Below are 24,840 nucleotides of genomic sequence, written 5' to 3' on the forward strand. Positions count from 1 at the left end.
GCTACTCGGCGCCGCCCGGATAACCCCGCTCGGGCTTCCACAGTTCCGGCCTCGGGCCGGCGAACTCGTGCACGTAACCGCAGGCGTCGCAGATCAGGCCGACCGCCGACTGGTTGGCCCAGCTCAGCCCGAGGAACTCCGCCCCGGTGCTGTTCAGCTTCACCTCGCGCGACCAGAACTCCCGCCCGCCGCAGACCAGGCAGCGCAGCGGCCGGCCAAGCAGCGTGGCCAGTTTGGGCTTACCGAAGATCCCCATACCGGCATCTTCCAGTCCTCGCTGATCCCGGGGAACCCCCGCCGGTGACTCGGAGACCGCACGCGGGCGGCCAATTCCGCTGCGTGACCGAATACCCCCGGCTCCGGGGCCTACGGCCCTGCCGGGACGCGGCCATGTGGACCAGCATCGAAGGTGGCCTCGGCGCTGCGCCGGTGAACCGCGTCCCGAGATCGCGCGTTCCCGGCAGGCATCCTCTGGCAAGGAGGCGAGCATGACCAGTCACCTGACCAGAGCTGAGCGCGCCACCCGCGGCTGGGTCTCCCCCAAGGAGATCGTGGCCGTGGTCCTGGTGGCCATCGCGCTCACGTTCATCGTGCAGAACCGCCAGATGATCGGGATTCTCCTGTTCGTCCCGACGGTCTTCGCGCCGCTGTGGGCCGCGTTCGCCGGTGTTCTCGCCGTCGGCCTCGCGGCCGGCTACCTGCTCGCGCGGCGAGGCCGCTGATCCGGCACCACGGGCAGCCGATCCGCGTCCTGGTTCGCGGCATACCCGGTGACCAGGACCAAGGACCGGGGATCGCCCGCCCAGCCCGCGTACGGACTTCCGGCACCGACCTCCCGGTGCGCGCCGTCCATCCCGCAATCTCCCACGCGAAACGCGCTTCGATCGTCCGCTTCGGACGGTTGCCGAAGCTACGGCCCGGAGGTGGAGACGGGCGTCAACCGGAGTCGCCGAAGAAGGCGGCGGCGCGGCGCCCCATCTCCTCGGCCGAGACGTCCTCGATGTGCTGACTGAGTATCCACTGCTGCCCGAACGGTTCCCGGAGCCGCCCGGCGGCACGATGTCCGGCCGGAATGACATGATCACCCCATGAGCACAGCACAGTCTCTGACAGCGCACGAGGTCTTCCACCGCCTGGTAGGCGGTGTGGCTGGGCTTGCCGCCGGGGACATGAGTCAGGTCGAACGGCTCGCCGCGCTCTACGCGGAGGAGACCTACGTTGAGCATCCCGCGTCGCCGCACGAGATGCCGCCGCTGACCAGCCGCGCGGATCTGCGTCGGCACTTCACCGAGATCGCGCAGTGGATCCAGCAGATCGACAACTACCGGGCGGAGCGCGTCACCATCCACGACACGACCGATCCCGAGGTGATCGTGGCGGAGTTCGTCTACACCGGCGGTGGCCAGGACGGCGCTTTCGATATCCCGTGTGTGTTCATCATGCGGGTCCGCAACGGCGAGATCGTCTCGTCACGCGACTACTTCGGACCGCGGATTCCAGTGTCCGGTTAGGACTTCGCGGCCGTCGTGAAGTTCCGCGTGTCGCTGGCGCGGAAAACCGTTGCGCTCGCGGGCTTGCGGTCGGGTAGGCATACCGCATGGAACTCAGCGTGGCCACGATCCCGGGGCAGATGACGCTCCAACCGGCCTCACCAGCTGACTGCGCCGAGCTGCTCGTTCTGCAGCGGTGCTGCTGGGTGCAGGAGGCATTACTCAACCAGACTCTGGACATTCCCGCACTGAGGGAAAGCCTGGAAGATGTTGAGGCATGGACGGGGATCTGGTCGGTGTGGTGTGTTCGTCATAGTGAAGCCACGAGTACAAACGTGTTCTTAGCTGCTCCCGAAGTGACGGGCCGTCGTCGTGTTGGACCACGCCCGTGCGCCGGCGCGCCCGGCGGCAGCCGAACGAAGGCCGGCTCGCGTGCCTGCTCGAGCGTGGCGCCTTGGGCCTGAGGGACGGCCGGATGGAGACGACATCCGCCGATCAGGGGTAGAGGGCGAACCAGATGGCGATGTAGTGGCAGACGGCGGCCAGCACGGTGGCGGCGTGGAAGAACTCGTGGTAGCCGAACAGCTGCGGCCATGGGTCGGGCCAGCGGGTGGCGTAGAAGACGGCGCCCGCGGTGTAGAGGGCACCGCCGACCAGGAGCAGCACGAGGGCCGCGACGCCGGCGTGGTGGAGCAGGTCCGGCAGTACGAACGCGGCGACCCAGCCGAGCGCGACGTAGATCGGCACGCCGAGCCAGCGCGGGGCGCGCGGCCAGACCAGCTTGAGGATCATGCCGGCGGCCGCGCCGCCCCAGACCACGGCGAGCACCACGGTGCCGGTGGAGGGGGGCATCGCCAGCGTGGCGAACGGGGTGTACGTGCCCGCGATGAAGACGAAGATCATCGAGTGGTCGAGCCGCTTCATCCACATCCGGGCGCGGACGCTCACCCAGGTCCGCCGGTGGTAGAGCGCGCTCACGCCGAACAGGCCGAGCACGGTGGCCGCGTAGACGGATGTGGCCACCGCGGCGGTGGCGGAGACGGTGGTCGCCGCCAGCACGATCAGCGTGGCGCCGGTGACCACGGAGACGACGAACGACCAGAAGTGCAGCCACCCGCGCATCCTCGGCTTGGTCACCGCCGCGGAGGGTCGGGTGAGAGGTGCGGGTGCGCTCACGGTAGCGAGGCTACGTCACCCTCGGTTGCCAGCCGGCCATGCTGTGCTCCGGTGCACAGCTCAATCCTCCTGATGGTGCACGGGATTACGCTGCGCAGCCACGCCGCCGGGCAGGCGGTCGTTACCGGCTGAATCGGCGTACGCTGCCGGAACGTGAGCGTGCGCGCATGGGTTCGGGAGCTGCTCTACACCATCTACGAGTGGCGGTTGGGCCGCCAGCTGGACGGTGCGCAGCGGCCCAGGCACGTGGGCGTGATCCTGGACGGCAACCGGCGGTGGGCGCGGGAGGCCGGGTTCACCGACGTCAACGACGGCCACCGGGTCGGCGCCCGGAAGATCGCCGAGATGCTGGGCTGGTGCCGCGAGGCCGGCGTCGAGGTGGTCACGCTGTGGCTGCTGTCCACGGACAACCTCAACCGCCCCGCGGAGGAACTCCAGCCACTGCTGGAGATCATCGCCGACGTGGTGGACGAGTTGACCGAGCCAGGCAACGCGTGGCGCCTGCGCATCGTCGGCGCCCTGGACCTGCTGCCGACCGAGACGGCTGCCCGGCTGTCCGCGGCCGCGTTGCGTACCGAGGGCCGGAAGGGCATGCAGGTCAACGTGGCGGTCGGGTATGGAGGGCGGCGGGAGATCACCGACGCGGTGCGCAAGCTGCTGCAGCAGCACGCCGAGGCGGGCACCACCATCGAGGAACTGGCCGAGTTCCTGGACGTCGACCATATCGCCGAACACCTCTACACCTCCGGCCAGCCGGACCCGGACCTGCTCATCCGCACCTCGGGGGAGCAGCGGCTGTCCGGCTTCATGCTGTGGCAGTCGGCGCATTCGGAGTTCTGGTTCACCGAGGCGTACTGGCCGGACTTCCGGCGGGTCGACTTCCTGCGCGCGCTGCGCGACTACGCCATCCGGCACCGCCGTTTCGGCTCCTGACCAACCGGCCACAGAGAGCGATCATCCGGAGCCCCGCCGACCGGCGGAGGGTACGGATACCGCCGCCCGACTCCCCCAAACGGGCTACTCCCGTTCGGCCGACGCAATAACGGCGGGTAAACGGGGACGTGCTGTGACGGGACGGTTTCCCACCGCCGGTATCAACGCTCTGGCGCACGGGCTGAACTGCGGATTCGCCAATCGGAGCGGGCTGAACGCCGCGGCCACGCCGGGCGATTCGTACCGGGGAATCCGTAGTCAACGTGTCGAGTCGGTGACGAATCGCGAATCACCTAAGTGGCTGCCTGCCGAGAAGCGGGGGGCGAAGGTAGCTTCCGAAGTGGCGGGCCGTGTCGTAGGCGGACTGCCCCGGGAGGCCCTGGTCGTGGCTGTAGTTGGCGGGACGGTTGGACCGTCCACGGCGCGGGGGCCGGCACCCGGCCCTCGTGGTCAGCGAGGCTGACACCGCGGCGGCGGTGCCAGCGGGAGCGGACCAACCAGGGCGGTGCCCGGCCCAGCGAGGAGCGGACGTGGGTGCCGCGTCCGCGAGGGAGTTGCCGTGACAGCACGACGTCCCGCGAGCCGTTCCTCAGGCTCACCCCGGAGCACTTCCCGGCGCCGCGCCGCGGCACCCGAGCCCGCCACGCACACGTATGTGCTGGACACCTCGGTGCTGCTGGCCGACCCGTGGGCGGCCACCCGGTTCGCCGAGCACGCGGTGGTGCTGCCGCTGGTGGTGATCAGCGAGTTGGAAGGCAAGCGCCACCACCCGGAACTGGGCTGGTTCGCTCGGGAAGCGCTCCGCATGCTCGACGACCTGCGCACCCGGTACGGCCGGCTGGATGCGCCGGTGCCGGTCGGCGAGCATGGAGGGACCCTGCACGTCGAGCTCAACCACAGCGACCCGCAGGTGCTGCCGCCGGGCTTCCGGACCGACTCCAACGACACCCGCATCCTCGCCTGCGCCCTCAACCTCGCCGCGGAGGGGAACGCGGTCACCCTGGTCACCAAGGACATGCCGCTGCGGGTGAAGGCAGCCGCGGTCGGCCTGACCGCCGACGAGTACCGCGCGCACGACGTCACCCCGTCCGGCTGGACCGGCATGGCCGACGTCGAGGTGCCGCCGGCCATGGTCGACGCGCTGTTCAAGGACGGCGAGGTGGACCCGACCGAGTTCGACGTGGCCGCCGCGCGGGACCTGCCCTGCCACACCGGGCTGCGGCTGCTGGCCGGCACCGCGAGCGCGCTGGGCCGGGTCACCCCGGACAAGAAGGTTCGCCTGGTCCGCGGCGACCGGGAGGTCTTCGGCCTGCACGGCCGGTCGGCCGAGCAGCGCATCGCCCTGGACCTGCTGATGGACCACGACGTCGGCATCGTCTCGCTGGGCGGCCGGGCCGGCACCGGCAAGTCCGCGCTGGCGCTGTGCGCCGGGCTGGAGGCGGTGCTCGAACGCCGCCAGCACCGCAAGATCGTGGTGTTCCGGCCGGTGTACGCGGTGGGCGGGCAGGACCTCGGCTACCTGCCCGGCTCGGAGAACGAGAAGATGCAGCCCTGGGCCCAGGCGGTGTTCGACACGCTCGGCGCGCTGGTCAGCCAGGACGTGATCGACGAGGTACTGGACCGCGGCATGCTCGAGGTGCTGCCGCTGACCCACATCCGCGGCCGGTCGCTGCACGACTCGTTCGTGATCGTCGACGAGGCGCAGTCGCTGGAGCGCAACGTGCTGCTCACTGTGCTGTCCCGGCTGGGCACCGGCTCCCGGGTGGTGCTCACCCACGACACCGCGCAGCGGGACAACCTGCGGGTGGGCCGGCACGACGGGGTGGCCGCGGTGATCGAGAAGCTGAAGGGCCACCCGCTCTTCGCGCACCTCACGCTGACCCGCTCGGAGCGCTCGCCGATCGCCGCGCTGGTCACTGAGATGCTGGAGTACCACGCGGTGTGAGGCGGGTTCGGCCGGTCCGGGGCGGTTCGCCCCGGACCGGTCACCAGCCGCCGGGCAGCGGGCGGCCCTCGGCGAACCCCGCCGAGGACTGCACGCCCAGCACCGCGCGCTCGTGGAACTCCTCCAGGTTGCGGGCGCCCAGGTAGGTGCAGGACGAGCGCAGCCCGGAGCAGATCGCGTCGAGCAGGTCCTCCACGCCGGGACGGTTCGGGTCCAGCGTCATCCGGGACGTGGAGATGCCCTCCTCGAACAGCGCCTTGCGGGCCCGGTCGAACGCGTTGTCGCTGCGGGTGCGCGCGCTGACCGCCCGCTTGGACGCCATGCCGAACGACTCCTTGTACGGCCGGCCCGCCTCGTCGCGCTGCAGGTCACCGGGGGACTCGTAGGTGCCGGCGAACCACGAGCCGACCATCACCGCGGACGCGCCCCCGGCCAGCGCCAGCGCCACGTCCCTCGGGTGCCGCACCCCGCCGTCGGCCCACACGTGCCGGCCCAGCCGCCTGGCCTCGGCGGCGCACTCGGCGACCGCGGAGAACTGCGGCCGGCCCACCCCGGTCATCATCCGGGTGGTGCACATCGCGCCGGGGCCGACACCGACCTTGACCACGTCCGCGCCGGCCTCCACCAGGTCGCGCACCCCCTCGGCGGTAACCACGTTGCCGGCCACCACCGGGACCGCCGAGCCGGCCGGGTGCACCGACCGGACGGCGTGCAGCGCGCCGATCATCTTCTCCTGGTGGCCGTGCGCGGTGTCCACGACCAGCACGTCGATCTCGGCGTCCAGCAGCGCCTTGGTCTTGGCGGCCACGTCGCCGTTGACGCCGACCGCGGCGGCCACCCGCAGCCGACCCCTCGCGTCCAGCGTCGGGGTGTACATCTCGGCGCGGAGCGCGGCCACATCGGTGAGCACCCCGGCCAGCCGGCCGTTCGCGTCCACGCCGAGGGCGACCCGGGTGGTGCGGCCGTGCAGCCGGTCGAACACCTCGCGCGGCGGGGTGCCCAGCGGCAGCACCAGCACCTCGCGGTCCACCACCTCGCCGACCCGGGTGAACCGGTCGACGCCGACGCAGGCGGCCTCGCCGACCACGCCGATCGGCCGGTTCCGGTCGTCCACCACGGCGACCGCGCCGTGCGCCCGCTTGGGCAGCAGGTTCAGCGCGTCCGCCACCGCGTCCTCGGTGTGCAGCACCAGCGGGGTATCCCACACGGTGTGCCGGGACTTCACCCAGGACACGATCTCGGCGACCGCCTCGGCGGCCACGTCCTGCGGGAACACCACCAGGCCGCCGCGCCGGGCCACCGTCTCGGCCATCCGCCGGCCGGCCACCGCGGTCATGTTGGCCACCACGATCGGGATGGTCGTACCCGAACCGTCGGAGGTGGACAGATCCACGTCGAACCGGGACTCCACCGGCGAGCGGCGGGGCACCAGGAAGACGTCGTCGTAGGTCAGCTCGTGGCACGGGGCGTGCCCGTCAAGGAACCGCACGAGGTTCCAGGCTACGTCTTCGGCGGCGGGTCAGTGACCCGGGAGCAGGCGGCGCACGGCGTCGATGGTGTCCGCGTCCGCCGGGGTCTTGTCCGGCCGGTAGCGCAGCACCCGCGCGAACCGCAGCGCGACCCCGCCGGCGTAGCGGGGGCTGACCTGTACCCCGTCCAGTTCGATCTCCACCACCAGTTCCGGTCGCAGGTAGACGGTCCAGGAGTCGCGGTGCGTCTCGAACTCCGGGAACGTGGTCGTCTGCCAGGCGAGCAACTCGTCGGTGAGGCCCTTGAACGTCTTGCCGACCATGATCGGCGCGCCGCCTTCCGGGTCACGCGCGCCGAGGTGCAGGTTGGACAGGTACCCGGTGCGCCGGCCGTGCCCCCACTCGGCGGCCAGCACCACCAGGTCCAGGGTGTGCACCGGCTTGACCTTCAGCCAGGACCGGCCCCGGCGCCCGGCGGCGTACGGCGCGGCCAGCGACTTGACCACCACGCCCTCGTGCCCGGCGGCCAGCGCGGCGTCCAGCACCGCCTCCGCGGCGGCCGGGTCGGGTTCCCGGTCGCCGACGATCACGTGCCGGCCGGCGACCGAGCGCAGCGCGTCGATCCGCTCGGCCAGCGGCGCGTCCAGCAGGTCGGCGCCGTCGGCGTGCAGGCAGTCGAAGAACCACGGGTGCAGCAGCAGCTCCCGGACGTCGCCCACCTCCGCGACGTCCGGGGCCAGCCCGCCCAGCTCCCGGCTGAACCGGCTCATCGTCTCCTGGAACGGCCGCGGCCGGCCGTTGTCGTTCAGCGCCAGGGTCTCCCCGTCCAGCACGACCGACCGGCAGGGCAGCGCGCGGACCAGCTTCACCAGCTCGGGCACGCTGCCGGTGATCTCCCGCAGCGTGCGGGTGAACACCGCGACCTCGCCGCCGTCCCGGTGCACCTGGATACGGGCACCGTCCAGTTTGTACTCCACGCTGCACGGACCGGCCTCGGCCAGCGCCGCCTCCAGCGACTCGGCCGGCGAGGCCAGCATCGGGCGGATCGGCCGGCCCAGCTCGAGGCGGAACTCGGCGAGCGCGGCCTCGCCGCCGGCCAGCGCGGCCCGTGCGGTCGCCGGCAGCCGCCCGGCCAGCATGAACGCCCGGCGCACCGCCTCGGCCGGCACGCCGGTGGCGGCGGCGACGCCGTCCACCATCACCCCTTCCAGGGCGCCCTGCCGCAGTTCCCCGGTGAGCAGCCGGAACAGGAACCGCTGCTCCTCGGCGGTGGCCCGGCCGAGCAGCCCGGTGAGCAACTCCGCGCGGCGCCGGGTGGAGCCCTTGCCGGAGGTGTGCGCGATCGCCGCGAGCGCGGCGTCCACCTCGGCGACGGTGAGCCCGGGTTCGGCGGCCGGCGGCACGTCCAGGGCGGCGAGCGAACGCCAACCGGTACCGATCCGGCCCTGGCGCGGCGTGCCGACCAGGAAGGCCACCACGACCTCCACCTCGGCCGGATCGGCCAGCCGGCCGAGCAGCCCGGCCAGCTCACGCACCTTGGCCAGCCGCGACCGGGTGGCGGCCACGGCCGCCGAGGTGCGCACCACGTCGCTCAGCAGCACGCCCCCATCCTCACCCCGCGCACCGACAATGACCCGCGCCGAATGGGGCGAGCAGCGCGTCCCGGTGCGCCGGCTCGGTGCGGGCCTGCGCCGCGCGGCACCGGACCCCGCCGCGGCCGGCGGGCCGGCCCCCGGTGCCGGGGCCACCGGGCGCCCCGGGTCCGGCGCCGCCCGGTCCGGAGCCCTGGTCAGCGGTCGCCGCGCGCCATCCGCAGCACGTCCAGCGCGGCGTCGAGTTGCTCGGCGGTGATCCGGCCGGCGTCCACGTGGCCGCGTTCCAGCACCACGTCCTTGATCGTCTTCCGTTCGGCCAGCGCCTGCTTGGCGATGGACGCCGCCTCCTCGTAGCCGAGATAGCGGTTCAGCGGCGTGACGATGGACGGGGACGACTCGGCGTACTCCCGCATCCGGTCCACGTCGGCCTCGGCGCCGGCGACCACCTTGTCCGCGAGCAGCGTGGCCACCGAGGCGAGCAGCCGGCAGGACTCCAGCACGTTGCGGGCCATCACCGGCATCATCACGTTCAACTCGAAGTTGCCCTGGGCGCCAGCGAACGCGACGGCGGCGTCGTTGCCGATCACCTGGGCGGCGACCATCATGGTCGCCTCGCAGATCACTGGGTTGACCTTGCCGGGCATGATCGACGAGCCGGGCTGCAGGTCGGGCAGCCGCAGCTCGGCCAGGCCGGTGCGCGGCCCGGAACCCATCCAGCGCAGGTCGTTGGCGACCTTGAACAGCGACACGGCGACCGTGCGGAGCTGGCCGGACAGCTCGACCAGCCCGTCCCGAGCACCCTGCGCCTCGACGTGGTCGCTCGGCTCGGACAGCGGCAGCCCGGTGACGGCGACCAGTTCCTCGACCACCCCGGCGCCGAAGCCTTCCGGCGTGTTCAGCCCGGTGCCCACGGCTGTGCCGCCGATGGGCAGCTCGCCGAGCCGGGGGAGCGCGGAACCCAGCCGCTGCACGCCGTTGCGGGCCTGCGCGGCCCAGCCGGCGGCCTCCTGACCGAGCGTGATCGGCACCGCGTCCATTAGGTGCGTGCGACCCGCCTTCACCACGTCCGACCAGTCCTTGGCGCGCCGGCCGAGGGTGTCGGCGAGGTGTTCCAGCGCGGGCAGCACGTCCCGCACCACCGCCTCGGTGGCCGCCAGGTGGATGGTGGTGGGGAACACGTCGTTGGACGACTGGGACGCGTTCACGTGGTCGTTGGGGTGCACCTCGCGGCCGAGCCGGCGGGCGGCGAGGGTGGCGATCACCTCGTTGGCGTTCATGTTGGACGAGGTGCCCGAGCCGGTCTGGAACACGTCGACCGGAAACTGCTCGTCGTGGCGGCCCTCGGCCACCTCGTCGGCGGCGGCCGCGATGGCCTGGGCGAGCTCGGCGTCCAGCACGCCCAGCCGCTCGTTCACCCGGGCGCAGGCGGCCTTGACCAAGCCGAGCGCGCGGAGTTGTGCCCGCTCCAACCGGCGCCCGGAGATCGGGAAGTTCGCCACGGCCCGCTGCGTCTGGGCCCGCCACAACGCGTCCACGGGCACCCGGACCTCGCCCATGGTGTCGTGTTCCACGCGGTACTGCTCGTCGCCCATGTGCGTCAGTCTGGACCTTCGTCCGCCGGCGGGCAGGGTGACGTCGGCAACGTGCGGGCCGCGGCTCCTCCCCGCGGCCCGCACGCGCGGCGGTCACGGGACGATCTGCACCACGTCCCCGACGGCGAGGACGTTGAAGAACGTCTTGGCCGCCGCGGTGGACAGGTGGATGCAGCCGTGCGACTGGGCGTTCAGGCTGCCCGCGTGGAAGGCCATGCCGCTGTAGAAGAACACCGAGTACGGCATGGGTGCGTTGTTGAACTCGCTGCTGCGGTGGTCCTTGTCCTTCCACTGCACGCGGTACGTGCCCGGCGGGGTGCGGTGTCCCGGCTTGCCCGAGGTGATCGGCACCGGCCCGTAGACCACGTTGCCGTCCTTGAGCAGCCAGGCCTGGTTGGCCGACAGGTCGACGCAGGCCCGTGCCGTCGCGCTGCACGGGGCGCCCACCGCCGGCCGCGGGCGTGCCTGCGGCTTCGGCGACGGGTTGGCCGCCTTCGCCGGCTGCACCAGGACCGGGGCGGCCGGAGCCGCCGTGCCGGCCGGGGCGGCACTGCTCGGCCGGACCGCGCCGGCGGCCGGCGCGGCCACGGTGCCGGTGTGCGCCGGCGCGGCGACACCAGGGTTGCAGGCGGCGACGAGCGTCGCTCCCGTGGCGGCCACGGCCGCGACCAGTGCCCTCGTTGCTCGCACAGTCAAACACCCCCGCCCTCTTCGGCTGGCGAAGCGGTTACCTCTCCGGAGGTACCCGCCGGGCACCCCATCGTGGCCCGCCGTCACCCGATCGAGGGCAACGATACGGCCACAGCCGCGGCGCCGGTGGGGCTCAGCCGCCGGTGTGCGCCGCGATCCAGCCGGCGTACGCGGTCACGTCGGTGTAGATCGACGGGCCGGTGGCGCAGGTCGGATCGTCGTTGCCGCTGCGACTGGTGGCCCCGATGAGCTGCCAGACGCCGGCCACCAGGCGTAGCTGCGGGCTGCCGGAGTCGCCGTAGCACGCGCCGGCGTCGCCGTGCGGGTTGTCCGTGCACAGCTCGTGCGCGGCGTCGATGTGCGTGCACCGCGCCGGGTCGACGAGTTGGGTGTCGAGCTGCCGGAGGGTCTGCGGGATGGCGCACCCGTTGGGCTGCGGGCAGGTCTGCCCCCAGCCGATGATCCGGGTCCTGGTGCCCGGGCCGCCGGAGCCGGCCGCGATCGTCACCGGCGCCGCGTGCACCGCGGTGTCCAGGTGGATGAGGGCGATGTCGTTGCCCGGTGAGTGCCCGTCGTAGCCGGGGTGCACGGTGAACCCGCTGGCGCCGACCAGTTCGCCCCCGGCGGTGCGGTCCATGCTGCCGATGCGCAGCCGGAGCTGGCTTGGCCGGAGGTCGAGCACACAGTGCGCGGCGGTGACCACCCACGCCGGCCCGACCAGCGACCCGCCGCAGAAGTGGTGGCCGGCGGTGTCCTGCAGCGACGCCATGAACGGGTACGCCCGGTCCACGCTGGTGCCGCCGACGATGAACGGCTCCGGCCCGCCCGCCGCGGCGGCGGACGGGCCGTCCGCCGCACCCACGGCACCGGCGACGGTGCTCACGGCGGTGACGGCCGCGGCGAGAAGTCCCCGAACCAGAGAACCTGCGGTCATGTTCTCTCTCCTTCCATGCCCGCCCGCGCAGCGGGAATGTTGCGGAACGTAAGAGAGAGAACAGGCCGGTGACAGCGGCGATGGGAGGTATTGGCGAACTGCCACCCAGATCGGTCAAGAACTAACACCCCGGAGAGGGTGAGCCGCCGGCCGTCCGGGACACATCCCAAGATGGCCCGGGACGGCCGGGCTCCTGCCGGATCAAGGCAGCGGGGGCGGGGCCGACTCGCCGTCGCCGGCCCGGTCGAAGTCCACCGAGGAGTACTGGCGCAGCTTGGTCAGCCGGTGGAAGCCGTCGATCAGCCGCACCGTGCCCGACTTGGACCGCATCACGATCGACTGGGTGGTGCAGCCGCCGGCCTGGTAGTGCACCCCGCGGAGCAGGCTGCCGTCCGTGACACCGGTCGCGCAGAAGAACACGTTCTCCCCGCTGACCAGGTCGTCGGTGCTGAGCACCCGGCCGAGGTCGTGCCCGGCGTCGATGGCCTTCTGCCGCTCCTCGTCGTCCTTGGGCCACAGCCTGCCCTGGATCGCGCCGCCCATGCACTTCATGGCGCAGGCCGCGATGATCCCCTCGGGTGTGCCGCCGATACCCATCAGCATGTCCACACCGGTGTCCGGGCGGGCCGCCGAGATCGCGCCGGCAACGTCACCGTCCGTGATGAACTGGATCCGGGCGCCCGCCTCGCGGACCTCCTTGACCAGCTGCTCGTGCCGCGGCCGGTCCAGGATGCAGACGGTCACGTCGGAAACGTCGCTGTGCTTGGCCTCGGCGACCCGGCGGACGTTCTCCGCCACCGGCGCCTCGATGTCCACCACGTCGGCCGCCTCCGGGCCCACCGCGAGCTTCTCCATGTAGAACACGGCGGAGGGGTCGAACATCGCGCCCCGCTCGGTCACCGCCATCACGGCCAGCGCGTTCGGCATGCCCTTGCTCATCAGCGTGGTCCCGTCGATCGGGTCCACCGCGACGTCGCACTCCGGGCCGTTTCCGTTGCCGACCTGCTCGCCGTTGTAGAGCATCGGCGCCTCGTCCTTCTCGCCCTCGCCGATCACCACGACGCCGCGCATGGAGACCGTGCCGATCAGCTTGCGCATGGCGTCCACGGCGGCCTGGTCGCCGCCGTTCTTGTCGCCCCTGCCGACCCACCGGCCTGCGGCCATCGCGGCCGCCTCGGTGACTCGCACCAGCTCCATCGCCAGGTTGCGGTCGGGTGCTTCACGCCGCCGCCCGGTGCCCGGCGAACCCGACTCGGTGGTGTCGGTGAACCGGCCCGTCGTGTTCATTCGGCCTCCTTCTCCACGAGTTCGCGCGCGACCGCGACGGCGCCGCCAGGGTGCGCCACACGTACCCGGGCCGCGTCCTCCGCGCCGGCACCTGGCCGCCCCGAGCGCCGGGGCCGATCTCCCGCGCGCTGGCACGCGCCGGCGTCGTCTCGGCTGCCGCGGCTCGACACGGTCACGGAAACTCCCGCGGGCCCCGCGCGATGCCGCGCGGGAACGATGTTCGGCGATCGGGCGAAGGCCGGCACCGCGTGCGGTGCCGTGACGCCCCGTCCCTGTTACCCGAATCCTCCCAGATCAGCACGCGGGGCACGTACGTGAGCCCGTCCGGGCCAGGCCGCGAAGCCCTCCGCGGACGTGAGAAAGCGCGCCCGGACAGCGGTACCTGGTACCCGGTACGCGCCTGACGGCCTGTTCCGGAACTGGGCGGACGAGCATGGGAGCGCGCCGGGGCGAACCCCCCAAACGCACGCCCCGGGCGAAGCCCCACGAGCGCAGCGGGCCGGCTCCGCGCGGTGCCGCGTCCCGCCGGGCGATCGTGGTGCGCGCACCGGAACCGGCACTGAGACGATGGGACCGTGACATCCTCCGAGGGTCCCGCCGGGCGGCAGCGGAGCGGCGAGCGGCCGAACACGTCCCCGGCCCGGGGTCGGGGCGGCCGTACCCTGCGCGACCTCGGGCTCTCCCTTGCCGTGCTGGCCGGCATGGTGTTGGTGCTCACCGGGCTGAGCAGGGGCTGCTCGTTCAGCCCGGGCGGCATCTCGGTGGACCCGCACGCGGTGCCCACCGTGGACCAGTCCGCCGAACTGCGCAGCGCCGCAGCCCGGGTCGGGTTCTCGGTACGCGACCCGCGGCTGCCCGCCGGCTGGCGGGCCAACTCGGCCGACGTGTCCGATGCCGGCGCCACCCCGGGCGGGCCGCGGGTGGTCCAGGTGGGCTGGCTCACCGCGGCCGGCCGGTACCTGCGCTTCGCCCAGTCCTCGGCCGACTCCGCCGACCTCGCCAGGTTCGAGGCGGGGCGACCGCCCGGCGAGAACCCGGTGTCCACCGGCACGGTGGACGTGGCCGGTCGGCAGTGGACCGTCTATCCCGGGCTGCGCGACGAACCGTCCTGGCTGACCGACCTGGGCGGGGTGCGGCTGCTGATCACCGGCAGCGGCTCGCCGGACGAGTTCCGCACGCTCGCCGCCGCCGCGCAGTCCGCGCCGGTACTGCCGAGATCGCCGTAGCCGGGTCCGCATCGGTGCTGTGGAGATCGCCGTGGCCGGGTCGGCGCCGGTGCTGCGGACATCGCCGGAGGCCGGTCAGCGCCGGCGTGAAGCCGGTGACCGTGCCGCGAGGCCCCGGCGCTCGCCCGCCGAGTTGCGCCACGTCGACCTGGCAGCGGCTCCGCCGCTACTCGGGTTCCTCGGTGGGAACGTCCTCCTCAACCACGGCCAGCGCGGTGTCGATGCGTTCCCGCGCGCCGGCGAGGTGCCGCTCGCAGACCCGGGCCAGCGACTCGCCGCGCTCCCACAGCGCCAGCGACTCCTCCAGGGACAGGCCACCGGCCTCCAGCCGGCGCACCACCTCGACGAGTTCGTCGCGCGCCTGCTCGTAGCCGAGCCCGCCGAGTTCGTCCGGGATCTGCCGCCCGTTGCCGCCCGCCGGCTCGGCGGCTGGGGTCGCGTCGCCGGGGCCGGCTGCCGGCGCCTCGGGACGGATCGCGTCGTCGGGGGTCACGATGTGGGGCTCCCCATCCGGCCCTGCCCGCATACCACGGCGGTGGCCACGGCCTGGTCGTAGCCGACGAACGCCTCGGCGAACTCCTCGCCGTCGCCGTCCCGCACCGCCTCGTCGATGCGCACCTGGGCCTGGGTGACCCTGCGGCAGTGCACCGAGCCGCTGCCGATGCCCGCGTAGCTGGACGTCGCCTCGGTGAGTTCGCGCAGCCTCGCCGGCAGGGCCCGGCGGGCCGGCGAGTCGCACCCGGCGAGCAGCGCGGTCCAGCAGGCGGCCGCCGTGGCCTCGGCGGCTTCGGCGCGGCGCTGCACGATGTCGGCGCTGCCGCGCTCCGCCGGAGCGCATCGGTCGATCGCCGCCGCCCGGGCCGCGGCCACGGTGAGCGGAAGGAAGGTGGGGCCCTGGGCCTGGTATGGCACCGCACTCACCTCCGCTCGCCGCTACCGGCCGGCACCTCCGGCTCCGTTGGCACGACCGCCTGCACCACTCCGTCAACGAGCCGCACCCGCAGCCGCGTTCCCGGGGGTGCATCGGCGACCGAGCGGACCACATGCGGCACGTCGTCGGGCCCGAACCGCTGGACGATCGCGTACCCGCGGGCAAGGGTGGCCGCCGGTCCGAGGGTCGTCAAGCGTGATCGGATCGCTACCAGCTCAGTCTGCTCCGCCACGATCCGAGCGAGCATCGCGCGACGCGCCCGTTCGCGCAGCGCGAACAACTCCTCACCGCGCCGGTCCAGCGGACCGTACGGGTCGGCCATGCAGGGGCGGCTGCGCAGCGCGTCCAGCAGCCGCCGTTCCCGGTCCACCCAGCCGTGCAGGGCCCGGCGCGCCCGGTCCCGGAGTTGGTGGATGCGCGCGGTCTCCTCGGCCACGTCCGGCACCACCCGCTTGCCCGCGTCGGTGGGTGTGGAGCAGCGCAGGTCGGCCACGTGGTCCAGCAGCGGGGTGTCCGGTTCGTGGCCCACCGCGCTGACCACCGGCGTGCGGCAGGCCGCCACCGCCCGGCACAGCGCCTCGTCGGAGAACGGCAGCAGGTCCTCCACGCTGCCACCGCCACGGGCCACCACGATCACGTCCACCTCCGGGTCGGCGTCTAGAGTGGACAGTGCGGTGCGGATCTGGGGCACCGCGAGCGGGCCTTGCACCGCGACGTTGATCACCCGGAACCGGGCGGCCGGCCAGCGTCCCCTGGCGTTGGTGAGCACGTCCCGTTCCGCGGCCGAGGCCCGGCCGGTGATCAAGCCGACCCGGCGGGGCAGGAACGGCAGCCGGCGCTTGCGCGCCGTGTCGAAAAGGCCCTCCGCGGCGAGCAGCCGGCGCAGCCGCTCGATCCTGGCCAGCAGCTCACCGATGCCCACCGCGCGGATCTCGTCGACCCGCAGGCTCAGCGTGCCCCGGCCCACGTAGTAGGTCGGCCGGCCGTGCACCACCACCCTGCTGCCCTCCGCGGGCGGCGGCTCCATGCCGCGCAGCAGCGCCGCTGGGCAGGTCACCGTCATGGAGACGTCGGCGGCCGGGTCACGCAGCGTGAGAAAGGCGGTGGAGTTGCCCGGCCGCACGGACACCTGGGTGAGCTGGCCCTCGACCCACACCGCGCCCAGCCGGTTGATCCACTCGGCGATCTTGCGGGCCACGGTCCGCACCGGCCAGGGGTGCTCCGCGGTGGTGGGGCCGGTGGACGTCACGGTCGGGCGATCCCTTCTGGGCTGGTGGGCGCGGCGCGCCGGAACACGCGCCGAGCGGACAATCGGCGCTCGGGCCGGCGGCCTTCAGTCAGCGCTGCTGGTTGCGCACGGTGAGCAGGCGCCGTTCCAGCATGCCGAGAAACTCCGGCCGCGCGGCGTGCTCCCGCTCGTACGCCAGCAGCTCCTCGAGTTGCACCGCGGACAGCCGGCGCAGCCTGCCGCGCAACTGGGGCAGGCTCAGCTCGCCGTACTCGGGCAGCGCGTCCGGCCCCTCGCCGTCGGTGCCCTCGGCGCCGCTGTCGAACTCGCCCTCGACGTGCTCCTCGGCCAGGGCCCGCTCCTCCTGCGCCCACGGGTCGGCCACGTCCGGCCCGCCCGCGCCCGGCTCCGGGAGGTCCTCGTCGAAGGTGGCCCACTCCGGCGTCTCCGGCGCCGGGCGCAGTCCGGCCAGCAGGTCGTCGCCCTTGATGGCCAGCTCGGTGACCGTCTGCTGGACCCGCATGGACAGCTGCAGCGCCTGGCTGACCAGCGTCACCGGCAGACCGGCCAGCTGCTGCGGCAGGCGGCGCGCCTCGTCCACGGCGGTCACCGCGAGCCCGGCTGCCACGCGTACCGGAAGCGGTAGGCACTTCATGTGTTCTAGCCTGCCCCAGCGGCCCCCCTCCTGCCCAGCGGGCGCCCCGCACGTAACCGCGCTCACCCGCCGACGATCCCTGCGGGGCGCTGCTCTCCGGCGGCCTCGCCCGTACCCTGGGCACCATGAGCGCTTCCCAGCCGAGCACCGAACCGGGCAGCATCGAGACCGGCGGTTCCGACGTGAGCAGCGGCGACACGCAGACCACGAAGCCGAAGCGGGTGCTGCTGGCCAAGCCCCGCGGTTACTGCGCCGGGGTGGACCGGGCCGTGGTGACGGTGGAGAAGGCGCTGGAGACCTACGGACCGCCGGTGTACGTGCGGAAGCAGATCGTGCACAACAAGCACGTGGTGGAGACGCTGGAAAAGCGTGGCGCGATCTTCGTCGAGGAGACGGACGAGGTGCCCGAGGGCGCGCTCGTGGTGTTCTCCGCGCACGGCGTCGCGCCGGCGGTGCACGACGGCGCGAAGCAGCGGAACCTGCGCACCATCGACGCCACCTGCCCGCTGGTCACCAAGGTGCACCAGGAGGCCAAGCGGTTCGCCCGGGATGACTACGACATCCTGCTGATCGGCCACGAGGGGCACGAGGAGGTCGAGGGCACCTCCGGTGAGGCCCCGGAGCGCATCCAGTTGGTGGACCGGCCCGAGGACGTGGACAAGGTCCAGGTGCGTGACCCGTCCAAGGTGATCTGGCTGTCGCAGACCACGCTCAGTGTCGACGAGACCATGGAGCGGGTGAACCAGCTTCGGGAGCGGTTCCCGGAACTGCAGGACCCGCCCAGCGACGACATCTGCTACGCCACGCAGAACCGTCAGGTCGCGGTGAAGGCGATGGCCGCCGAGTGCGACCTGGTGCTCGTGGTCGGCTCGCAGAACTCGTCCAACTCCAAGCGGCTGGTCGAGGTGGCGCGCAACGCCGGCGCGCGGGACGCGCACCTGATCGACTACGCCGACGAGGTCGACGAGTCCTGGCTGGACGGCGTCGGCACGATCGGCGTGACCAGCGGTGCCTCGGTGCCGGACGTGCTGGTTATGCAGCTGCTGTCCTGGTTGGCCGAGCGCGGCTGGGCGGACGTCGAAGAGGTCACCACGGCCAACGAGAAGGTCGCGTTCGCACTGCCCCGGGAGCTGCGCAAGGACCTGGTGCGCTGACGCGATCGCCGCGGCGCGATCAGCCGTGGCCGCTGATCAGCGCGCCGACCCGAGCGGGGTTGACCGCGAAATTGGGCGCGACCTTCGAGTGCGGCCGCCGATCAGCGGTGACGGGCGATCAGCCGTGGCCGCCGATCAGCGGTCGTCGGACCGCCGGCGGCGAGGCTGCGGCGTCGGGCGACCGCCGCGCGCCGATGGACTCTGCCGCCCGCCGCGCGCCTGCTGGCCACGCTGACCCGCGCCGCCCCGTGCCGACCCGGTAGAGCGCTCCGACGATCCGCGCCGGCCGGCGTCGGCCGAGGCGGCCGCACCCCGGGTGGGCGTGCCGCGCCGGGCGGCGGTGGAGGCGCGCTGCTTCGCCGCCTGCTCGCGCTGCCGGTTGGCCCGTTCGCGCCGCCGTTCCGCCGCCCGCGTCGCGCGTTCCTCGGACCCGTACGGGTTGCGCTGCCTGATCCGGCGGTACAGGCCGATCAGCACGGTCAGCGCGGTCGTGATGGCCATCACCGGAAAGCTGTTGATCAGCGGCGTGGCAACGGACAGCGCCTTGGCGGTCAGGCCACCACCGCCGGCGGTCGAGCCACCTGCCACCAGCACGGTGAGCGGCACCGCGATCACCAGGATCAGCGGGGGCTGCACGGTGGGCCCGAAGACGTTCCTGCGCCGCGCCCAGCACACCGCGACAACGCAGCTCACCAGGTAGAGGGCCTCGAAAATGAAGCCCGGCGCCTTGCTGCGCTGGATGTCCACCACGGCGCCAACCGCCGAGAGCGCCAAGGGCAACAGCACGGTGCCCCACAGGGGCAGCCCTCTACCGGTACCGGCGATGGGTCGCTCGGTCCACGGCGTGACGTCGGGTTCGACGTCGTCAAGGTCGGTTCGCCGGTCGTGCGTCGCGGTCACGAGTGCACACGGTAGCCCGTTTCTCCCGGCCGATCTGTCACCGCATACGAGTCTCCTCTCGCGGACCACCCCGGCGCGGCATGTCGCCGCCTCGTTGGACGCGTATGCGGGGCGCCACCCGCCGATCCCGGCGCGCCGGGCGCGCGTGCTCACTCGCCGGCCAGCTCCTGGCTCAGCACCTGCTGCGCCGCCGAACCGCCGGCCACCTCGTCGGCCTGGCGCACCGCCGGCAGCGGTGTCGGGCTGGCCGCGGTCTCGGTGAGCGGCCGCACCGCGGCGCGGAAGCTCTCCAGCGCGTCCAGTTCGCGGCGGCGCGCGGACAGGAACCGTTGCAGGTGTGTGGTGGACAGATTGGCCGCGTCGATCGCGCCGCCGGCCTGCCGGTGCGCCCTGGCCGCCTGCGCCCGCACCTGCTCCACGTCCTCGGCGAGGGTGCGCTCCGTCGCGGCGAACAGCGCGGCCGAGGCCACCACGGCGAACCCGGTGGGGCCGCAGAGGAACACCCGCCGGTCCAGCAGCCAGCGCAGCAGGTCCGCGTCGGTGTCCATGGCCGCGACCACGGCGGCGTCCGAGGGCACGAACATGATCGTTCCGTAGATCGCGTCGGCCCACCGCTGGTAGCCCTTGCCGGCCAGTTCGGCCGCCCGGGACCGGATGTTGCGCACGTGCACCCGCAGCGCCTCGGCCCGCTCCTCGGCGTCGTCGGTCTCCACCGCCTCGGCCCAGCACGCCAGGCTCATCTTGGCGTCCACCGGGACCCTGCGGCCGCCGCCGACCAGCAGCACCATGTCTGGCCGGACCGATCCGCCGCCGGCCAGGTCGGTCTGCACGGTGAAATGCAGCCCCTCCCGCAGGCCGAGCGCCCTGGCCGTCTCGACCAGCACCTGCTCGCCCAGCTCGCCCCGCCCGCTGATCGAGGAGAACGCCACCTCGTAGCGGCGCAGCGCGGCCTGTGTCGCGTCGGAACGGTCCCGTTCCTGCTGCACCGCGGCGAGCGCGGCGTCGGCGCGGCGCACGCTGTCCTGGTACAGCCGCCACAGCAGCAGCACCGCCCCGGCCAGGAGCAGCGCCACCACCACAGCCGCCGTGCTGATCACTGCAGACGTCACGAGCCCTCCCCGATCGAGGTCGACGCTCACACCTCGCGAAGGATCATCACGCATCCCCCCGACAGAAATCGTCAGGTGACGCGCCGAGGCGTGATCCCGGAATCTGTCGGCGGCTGCCCTTACGTTGGCGCCATGCGGGTGCTGCACACCTCGGACTGGCACGTGGGGCGGACCTTCCACGGCCGGGACCTGCTCCGCGACCAGGAGGCGGTGCTGACCGGGCTGGCCGACCTGGTCGTCGACGAGCGGGTCGGCGTGGTCGTGGTGGCCGGGGACCTGTACGACCGCGCGGTGCCCTCCGGCGAGGCGGTGCAGGTCTGCACCCGGGTGCTGGCCCGCATCCGGGAGGCCGGCGCCCGCATCGTGATCACACCGGGAAACCACGACTCCGCGCCCCGGCTGGGCGCGTTCGGCGAGTTCGCCGCGGCCGGCGGGCTGCACCTGCGCACCCGGATCGGCGAGTTAGATCGGCCGGTCCTGCTCGCCGACGAGCACGGTCCGGTCGCCCTGTACGGCATCCCGTACCTGGAGCCGGAGATCGCCCGGCAGGCGTTGGACGCGCGGGAGGCTCGGGGGCACGCCGGCGTGCTGGGCGAGGCGATGCGCCGGGTACGGGCGGATCTCGGCGGGCGTGGCGAGGGAGTGCGCTCGGTGGTGCTGGCGCACGCGTTCGTCACCGGCGGCCAAGGCTGCGAGTCGGAGCGGGCGATCGCCGTCGGCGGGGTGGAGCAGGTGCCGGGATCGGTGTTCGACGGCGTCGACTATGTCGCGCTGGGGCATCTGCACGGACCGCAGCGGCTGGCCGACCACCTGCGCTACTCGGGCAGCCCGCTGGCGTACTCCTTCTCCGAGGCGGGCCACCGCAAGTCGGTGCTGCTGGTCGAGCTGGGTCCGGCCGGGTTGGTCGGCGTGGAGCCGCGCGAGTTGCCGGTGCCGCGCCGGCTGGGCACGTTGCGCGGCGCGCTGGCCGACCTGCTCGCCGATCCGGCACACGACGAGCTGACCGGCCACTACCTGTCCGTCACGCTCACCGACCGGGTGCGGCCGCTGGACGCGTTGCGGCGGCTGCAGGAGCGTTTTCCGCACGCGGTGCGGGTGGACTGGCAGCCGGACGGCGGGCGGCCCGAGGTGGCGTCGCGCTATCCCGGCGCGGCCCGTGGCCGGCCGGACGAGGAGGTGGCCTGCTGTTTCCTGGCGGACTGCCGCGGGGAGGGGCCGAACCAGCGGGAGCGGGCCCTGCTGGACGAGGCCTTCGCCGCGGTGCGCCGCGCGGAGGTGCACGCGTGAGCCGCGGCCGCCGCCCCGATCGCGCGCGCGAACTCGCGGAAGGTGGGGCCCGATGAGGCTGCACCGGTTGGACCTGGCCGCGTTCGGGCCCTATCCGGGCCACGAGTCCGTCGACTTCGACGCGCTCGGCGCGGACGGGCTGTTCCTGCTGCACGGCGACACCGGTGCGGGGAAGACGACGCTGCTCGACGCGGTGGCGTTCGCGCTGTTCGGCTCGGTGCCCGGGGCCAGGGGCGAGGTCAGGCGGCTGCGCTGCGACTACGCCGATCCGCAGGTGGCCACCGAGGTGAGCCTGGAGCTGACCGTGCAGGGGCACCGGTTCCGGATCGCCCGCAGCCCGGAGTACCAGCGGCCGAAGAAGCGCGGCGACGGCTTCACCACCCAGCCGGCGAAGGCGTCGCTGGTGTGGCTGGACACCCCGCCGAGCGGGCAACCCTCCGAAGGGCTGACCCGGATCGACGAGGTGGGCCGCACCGTGCAGCGGCTGCTCGGGATGAGCGCCGACCAGTTCTTCCAGGTGGTACTGCTGCCCCAGGGCGACTTCGCGCGGTTCCTGCGCGCCGAGACCACCGAGCGCGAGCACCTGCTCGAGCGGCTGTTCGGCACCGAGCGGTTCGCCGAGGTGGAGAAGTGGTTCCGGGAACGCCGGCAGCAGCGCGGGCGGGACCTCGACGACCGCAGGAAGGCCGCGGCCCAGCTCGTCGCCCGGGTGGCCCAGGCGGCCGGCGAGGAGCCGCCGGAACCGGACGCGGCGGGCGAGGCGTGGCTTGCCGAGCTGCGTGGCCGGCTGGCGGAGGCGGCCACGGCGACCGCCGCGCGGGAACGGGACGCCCGCCTCGCGTGCGAGACGGCCGAGGCGCGGCTGGCCGAGCGCCGGGCGCTGGCCGACCGGGTCCGCCGGGTCCGGCTGGCCACCGCCGAGCTGGCCGAGCTGGACGAGCACGCCGGCGAGCGCCGCGCGTGGCAGGAGGAAGCCGTCGCGGCCAGGCGGGCGGTGCCGGTGGTCACCGAGGAACGCGCCGCCCGGCGGCTGGAGACCGAGCTACGCCGCGCCGAGACGGCGGAGCGGGACGCCGCGCGTGCCGTCGCCGACCTCGGCCATCCCGCGGACAATCTCGACGCGGCCGCGCTGCGCCGCACCGCGGGCGACCTTCAGCAGCAGGCCGGTGCCCTCGGCCACCTGGTCGGCGAGGCGGACACGCAGCAGCGGGAGCTGGCCCGCCTGGCCGCGCTGGCGGACGCCGAGCGGGACGCCGGCGAGCGGGTGGCCGACCTCGACCGGCGGCTCGCCGCCCTGCCCGAGCGGGTGCGGGAGGCGCGGGAGCGGCTGGACGAGGCCGCGCAGGCCGAGGCCCGGCTGGAGGGTCTGCGCGCCCGGCGGGACGAGCTGGCCGCCGCGGTGGCTGACGCGCGGCGGCTACCCGAGGTCGAGGCGGAGGTCGAGCGGGCGCACCGGGAGCGCTCCGACGCGGTGGAGGCGCATCACGCCGCCCGCGAGCGGCTGCTCGACCTCCGGCAGCGGCGGCTGGACGGGATGGCCGCGGAACTCGCCGGCGGCCTGGTCGGCGGGCAGCCGTGCCCGGTGTGCGGCTCGGCGGAGCATCCCCAACCCGCCCGGCCGGTGGCCGATCCGGTCGGCGAGGCCGACGAGCGGGAGGCCGCCGAGGCCGAGCACGCCGCCCAGCTTCGCCGGCAGGCAGCGATGGAGGCCGCGCAGGCCGCGGAGCAGCGCCGCGTCGCGCTGCTGGACCGGCTGGCCGGTCGCGGCGCCGACGAGCTGGCCGGGGCGTTGCGCGCGGTGGCCGAGGAGTTCGACCGCGCCGCCGAGCTGGCCGCACAGGTGGCCGCCCGCCGGGACGCGGTCCGCGCGCTGGAGGAGGAGGCCGAGACGCTGCACGGCCGGCGGGCGAGCGCCGAGACGGACCGGACCCGGGTCGCGGTGGACCGCGCCAACCTGGCCGAGGTGGTCGCCGAGCGTGCCGAGCGGCTGGAGCGGGCCAGGGGCGAGTACCCCGACGTGGCCGCCCGCCGCCGGCACCTGCTGGCCCTGGTCGACGGCCTGAACGCGCTGGCGGAGGCGCGCGCCGCACGGTCCGACGCGGCCCACCGGCTGGCCGAGCAGCGCGACGCGGTGACGGCCGCCGCGCTCCGAGCCGGGTTCGTGGACGCGGCCGAGGCACTTGGCGCGGCCCGCGACGACGCGGTGCTGACCAAGCTCGAGGAGCAGCTGGACGAGGCCCGCCGGCGGGAGGCGGCGGCCCGGCACACGCTCGCCGAACCGGAACTGGCCGGCATCGACCCCGGTACGGAGGTCGACCTGGACACCGCCGAGCGCCTCGCCCGGGACACGCGCGCCGAGTCCGAGACGGCGCTCGCCGCGCTCCGCGCCGCCGAGGGCCGCGCCGCGGACGTGGACGAACTCGCCGTCCGGTTGCGCGCGGCATGGGCCGAGCTGGCGCCGGCCGAGGCCGAGTTCGCCGAGCTGGACGCGCTCACCGACGTGGTCAACGGGCGCGGCCAGAACAGCCGGCGGATGTCGCTGCGGTCGTACGTGCTCGCCGCGCGGCTGGCCGAGGTCGCGGCCGCCGCCACGCAGCGGCTGCAGCGGATGAGTCACGGCCGGTACGCGTTCGTGCACACCGACGAGGCCGGCCCCCGCGGCACCCGCGGCGGGCTCGGGCTGTCCGTGCTGGACGACTACTCCGGCCGGGAACGCCCAGCGAAGACGCTCTCCGGTGGCGAGTCGTTCCTCGCGTCGCTGTCCCTGGCCCTGGGCCTGGCCGACGTGGTGGCCGCGGAGACCGGCGGCGCGCTGCTGGACACGCTGTTCGTGGACGAGGGCTTCGGCACCCTCGACGCGGAGACGCTGGACGTGGTCATGGACGCGCTGGACGAGTTGCGCGCCGGCGGCCGGGTGGTCGGCCTGGTGTCGCACGTGGAGGAGCTGCGCCAGCGCATCCCTGTCCGGCTGCGGGTGCGCAAGGCCCGCACCGGCTCCACGCTGCACATCACCGCGGGCTGAATCGGCCACGGGGGGTTGCGGCCTGGCAGAACCACGGCTTCCTGCCGCTGCTGACCGCGGGCCCAGCCGGCCCGCGGCCGCCCGGGGGTTTGCGGCTCAGGAGGACGACGGCTTGCTGCTGCTGCTCCCGATCGCGGGCTGAGCCGGCCCCGGAGGCTCCGGGGTTTGGGGCTTGGCAGGAGCAACCCGCCGGTGGGGTCTGCGGTGCGTGCGGACC

At 73.7% G+C, this 24,840-nt stretch carries 23 protein-coding genes; 8 read left to right on the forward strand and 15 right to left on the reverse strand.

Annotated elements, in window-relative coordinates; translation table 11 throughout:
* Nucleotide 1: 1 nt before the first annotated feature.
* Complete coding sequence (locus FFT21_RS07670) at nt 2–256, reverse strand: hypothetical protein (protein ID WP_137813067.1); 255 nt, start codon at nt 254–256, stop codon at nt 2–4.
* A 232-nt stretch (nt 257–488) separates the two neighbouring features.
* Between FFT21_RS07670 and FFT21_RS07675 the strand changes: the two genes are divergently transcribed.
* Both FFT21_RS07675 and FFT21_RS07680 read left to right on the forward strand, forming a co-directional pair.
* Nucleotides 489–722 carry a DUF1049 domain-containing protein gene (locus FFT21_RS07675; protein ID WP_137813068.1) on the forward strand — a complete coding sequence of 78 codons (234 nt, stop codon included), beginning with the start codon at nt 489–491 and terminating at the stop codon, nt 720–722.
* A gap of 366 nt (nt 723–1,088) precedes the next feature.
* Nucleotides 1,089–1,511 carry a nuclear transport factor 2 family protein gene (locus tag FFT21_RS07680; RefSeq protein WP_137813069.1) on the forward strand — a complete coding sequence of 141 codons (423 nt, stop codon included), beginning with the start codon at nt 1,089–1,091 and terminating at the stop codon, nt 1,509–1,511.
* 474 nt (nt 1,512–1,985) lie between these two features.
* On the opposite strand, the gene trhA is transcribed toward FFT21_RS07680, so the two are convergent.
* Nucleotides 1,986–2,666 carry a PAQR family membrane homeostasis protein TrhA gene (gene trhA, locus FFT21_RS07690; RefSeq protein WP_264081630.1) on the reverse strand — a complete coding sequence of 227 codons (681 nt, stop codon included), beginning with the start codon at nt 2,664–2,666 and terminating at the stop codon, nt 1,986–1,988.
* A gap of 153 nt (nt 2,667–2,819) precedes the next feature.
* Here trhA and FFT21_RS07695 point away from each other — a divergent pair, with 153 nt between their 5' ends.
* Both FFT21_RS07695 and phoH2 read left to right on the forward strand, forming a co-directional pair.
* Entirely contained in the window at nt 2,820–3,599 is a 780-nt protein-coding gene (locus FFT21_RS07695) for an isoprenyl transferase (protein WP_137813070.1), read from the forward strand.
* Nucleotides 3,600–4,254: 655 nt separating this feature from the next.
* Nucleotides 4,255–5,544 (forward strand): RNA 5'-3' helicase PhoH2, encoded by a 1,290-nt coding sequence (gene phoH2, locus FFT21_RS07700; protein ID WP_225978186.1) that lies wholly within the window; start codon nt 4,255–4,257, stop codon nt 5,542–5,544.
* Nucleotides 5,545–5,584: 40 nt separating this feature from the next.
* Here phoH2 and FFT21_RS07705 read toward each other — a convergent pair whose 3' ends face one another.
* The 7 genes from FFT21_RS07705 to FFT21_RS07735 all read right to left on the reverse strand — a co-directional run bounded on the left by FFT21_RS07705 (nt 5,585) and on the right by FFT21_RS07735 (nt 13,287).
* The gene (locus FFT21_RS07705) at nt 5,585–7,033 is read right to left on the reverse strand and encodes a GuaB1 family IMP dehydrogenase-related protein (protein WP_137813072.1); all 1,449 of its coding nucleotides are present in this window, start codon (nt 7,031–7,033) and stop codon (nt 5,585–5,587) included.
* Nucleotides 7,034–7,063: 30 nt separating this feature from the next.
* The gene (locus FFT21_RS07710) at nt 7,064–8,614 is read right to left on the reverse strand and encodes an ATP-dependent DNA ligase (RefSeq protein ID WP_137813073.1); all 1,551 of its coding nucleotides are present in this window, start codon (nt 8,612–8,614) and stop codon (nt 7,064–7,066) included.
* A 188-nt stretch (nt 8,615–8,802) separates the two neighbouring features.
* Nucleotides 8,803–10,200 (reverse strand): class II fumarate hydratase, encoded by a 1,398-nt coding sequence (locus FFT21_RS07715; RefSeq protein WP_137813074.1) that lies wholly within the window; start codon nt 10,198–10,200, stop codon nt 8,803–8,805.
* Between the two features lie 93 nt (nt 10,201–10,293).
* Nucleotides 10,294–10,890 (reverse strand): L,D-transpeptidase, encoded by a 597-nt coding sequence (locus FFT21_RS07720; RefSeq protein WP_225978187.1) that lies wholly within the window; start codon nt 10,888–10,890, stop codon nt 10,294–10,296.
* Between the two features lie 133 nt (nt 10,891–11,023).
* Nucleotides 11,024–11,824, reverse strand: coding sequence for a S1 family peptidase (locus FFT21_RS07725; RefSeq protein WP_137813076.1), 801 nt, complete (start codon nt 11,822–11,824; stop codon nt 11,024–11,026).
* Nucleotides 11,825–12,025: 201 nt separating this feature from the next.
* Entirely contained in the window at nt 12,026–13,111 is a 1,086-nt protein-coding gene (gene glpX, locus FFT21_RS07730; RefSeq protein ID WP_137813077.1) for a class II fructose-bisphosphatase, read from the reverse strand.
* A complete protein-coding gene (locus FFT21_RS07735) occupies nt 13,108–13,287 on the reverse strand; it encodes a hypothetical protein (protein WP_137813078.1) in 180 nt (59 codons plus the stop codon). Before FFT21_RS07735 ends, glpX begins: the two co-directional genes overlap by 4 nt.
* A 399-nt stretch (nt 13,288–13,686) precedes the next feature.
* On the opposite strand from FFT21_RS07735, the gene FFT21_RS07740 reads away from it, so the two are divergent.
* On the forward strand, nt 13,687–14,337 hold the full coding sequence (locus tag FFT21_RS07740; RefSeq protein WP_137813079.1) for a DUF4245 domain-containing protein: 651 nt from the start codon (nt 13,687–13,689) through the stop codon (nt 14,335–14,337).
* A 166-nt stretch (nt 14,338–14,503) separates the two neighbouring features.
* Here the strand turns inward: FFT21_RS07740 and FFT21_RS29630 are convergent, their stop codons facing one another.
* From FFT21_RS29630 to FFT21_RS07760, 4 genes are all read right to left on the reverse strand, one after another.
* Nucleotides 14,504–14,830 (reverse strand): exodeoxyribonuclease VII small subunit, encoded by a 327-nt coding sequence (locus tag FFT21_RS29630; protein WP_371856739.1) that lies wholly within the window; start codon nt 14,828–14,830, stop codon nt 14,504–14,506.
* Complete coding sequence (locus FFT21_RS07750) at nt 14,827–15,249, reverse strand: hypothetical protein (RefSeq protein ID WP_137813081.1); 423 nt, start codon at nt 15,247–15,249, stop codon at nt 14,827–14,829. The genes FFT21_RS29630 and FFT21_RS07750 overlap by 4 nt, the downstream gene beginning before the upstream one ends.
* Before the next feature lie 5 nt (nt 15,250–15,254).
* Entirely contained in the window at nt 15,255–16,517 is a 1,263-nt protein-coding gene (gene xseA / locus FFT21_RS07755) for an exodeoxyribonuclease VII large subunit (RefSeq protein ID WP_137813082.1), read from the reverse strand.
* Between the two features lie 88 nt (nt 16,518–16,605).
* A complete protein-coding gene (locus tag FFT21_RS07760; protein ID WP_137813083.1) occupies nt 16,606–17,151 on the reverse strand; it encodes a lipid droplet-associated protein in 546 nt (181 codons plus the stop codon).
* 125 nt (nt 17,152–17,276) lie between these two features.
* Between FFT21_RS07760 and FFT21_RS07765 the strand changes: the two genes are divergently transcribed.
* Nucleotides 17,277–18,305 (forward strand): 4-hydroxy-3-methylbut-2-enyl diphosphate reductase, encoded by a 1,029-nt coding sequence (locus tag FFT21_RS07765; RefSeq protein WP_137813084.1) that lies wholly within the window; start codon nt 17,277–17,279, stop codon nt 18,303–18,305.
* 135 nt (nt 18,306–18,440) lie between these two features.
* Here the strand turns inward: FFT21_RS07765 and FFT21_RS07770 are convergent, their stop codons facing one another.
* Both FFT21_RS07770 and FFT21_RS07775 read right to left on the reverse strand, forming a co-directional pair.
* On the reverse strand, nt 18,441–19,205 hold the full coding sequence (locus FFT21_RS07770; protein ID WP_137813085.1) for a DUF6542 domain-containing protein: 765 nt from the start codon (nt 19,203–19,205) through the stop codon (nt 18,441–18,443).
* Nucleotides 19,206–19,354: 149 nt separating this feature from the next.
* Complete coding sequence (locus FFT21_RS07775) at nt 19,355–20,368, reverse strand: DNA recombination protein RmuC (protein ID WP_371856740.1); 1,014 nt, start codon at nt 20,366–20,368, stop codon at nt 19,355–19,357.
* A gap of 78 nt (nt 20,369–20,446) precedes the next feature.
* Between FFT21_RS07775 and FFT21_RS07780 the strand changes: the two genes are divergently transcribed.
* The gene (locus tag FFT21_RS07780) at nt 20,447–21,601 is read left to right on the forward strand and encodes an exonuclease SbcCD subunit D (RefSeq protein WP_137813087.1); all 1,155 of its coding nucleotides are present in this window, start codon (nt 20,447–20,449) and stop codon (nt 21,599–21,601) included.
* 52 nt (nt 21,602–21,653) lie between these two features.
* Nucleotides 21,654–24,623 (forward strand): AAA family ATPase, encoded by a 2,970-nt coding sequence (locus tag FFT21_RS07785; protein WP_137813088.1) that lies wholly within the window; start codon nt 21,654–21,656, stop codon nt 24,621–24,623.
* The last annotated feature ends 217 nt before the right edge of the window (nt 24,624–24,840 follow it).

The sequence above is a fragment of the Gandjariella thermophila genome (assembly GCF_005405885.1).
Lineage (GTDB): Bacteria > Actinomycetota > Actinomycetes > Mycobacteriales > Pseudonocardiaceae > Gandjariella > Gandjariella thermophila.

Bases quoted from the DNA above. Each gene is read 5' to 3' on its own strand.
- FFT21_RS07670 (WP_137813067.1), bottom strand. From the start codon at position 256: ATGGGGATCTTCGGTAAGCCCAAACTGGCCACGCTGCTTGGCCGGCCG.
- FFT21_RS07675 (WP_137813068.1), top strand. From the start codon at position 489: ATGACCAGTCACCTGACCAGAGCTGAGCGCGCCACCCGCGGCTGGGTC.
- FFT21_RS07680 (WP_137813069.1), top strand. From the start codon at position 1,089: ATGAGCACAGCACAGTCTCTGACAGCGCACGAGGTCTTCCACCGCCTG.
- FFT21_RS07715 (WP_137813074.1), bottom strand. From the start codon at position 10,200: ATGGGCGACGAGCAGTACCGCGTGGAACACGACACCATGGGCGAGGTC.
- FFT21_RS07725 (WP_137813076.1), bottom strand. From the start codon at position 11,824: ATGACCGCAGGTTCTCTGGTTCGGGGACTTCTCGCCGCGGCCGTCACC.
- glpX (WP_137813077.1), bottom strand. From the start codon at position 13,111: ATGAACACGACGGGCCGGTTCACCGACACCACCGAGTCGGGTTCGCCG.
- FFT21_RS07760 (WP_137813083.1), bottom strand. From the start codon at position 17,151: ATGAAGTGCCTACCGCTTCCGGTACGCGTGGCAGCCGGGCTCGCGGTG.
- FFT21_RS07765 (WP_137813084.1), top strand. From the start codon at position 17,277: ATGAGCGCTTCCCAGCCGAGCACCGAACCGGGCAGCATCGAGACCGGC.
- FFT21_RS07775 (WP_371856740.1), bottom strand. From the start codon at position 20,368: ATGCGTGATGATCCTTCGCGAGGTGTGAGCGTCGACCTCGATCGGGGA.
- FFT21_RS07780 (WP_137813087.1), top strand. From the start codon at position 20,447: ATGCGGGTGCTGCACACCTCGGACTGGCACGTGGGGCGGACCTTCCAC.
- FFT21_RS07785 (WP_137813088.1), top strand. From the start codon at position 21,654: ATGAGGCTGCACCGGTTGGACCTGGCCGCGTTCGGGCCCTATCCGGGC.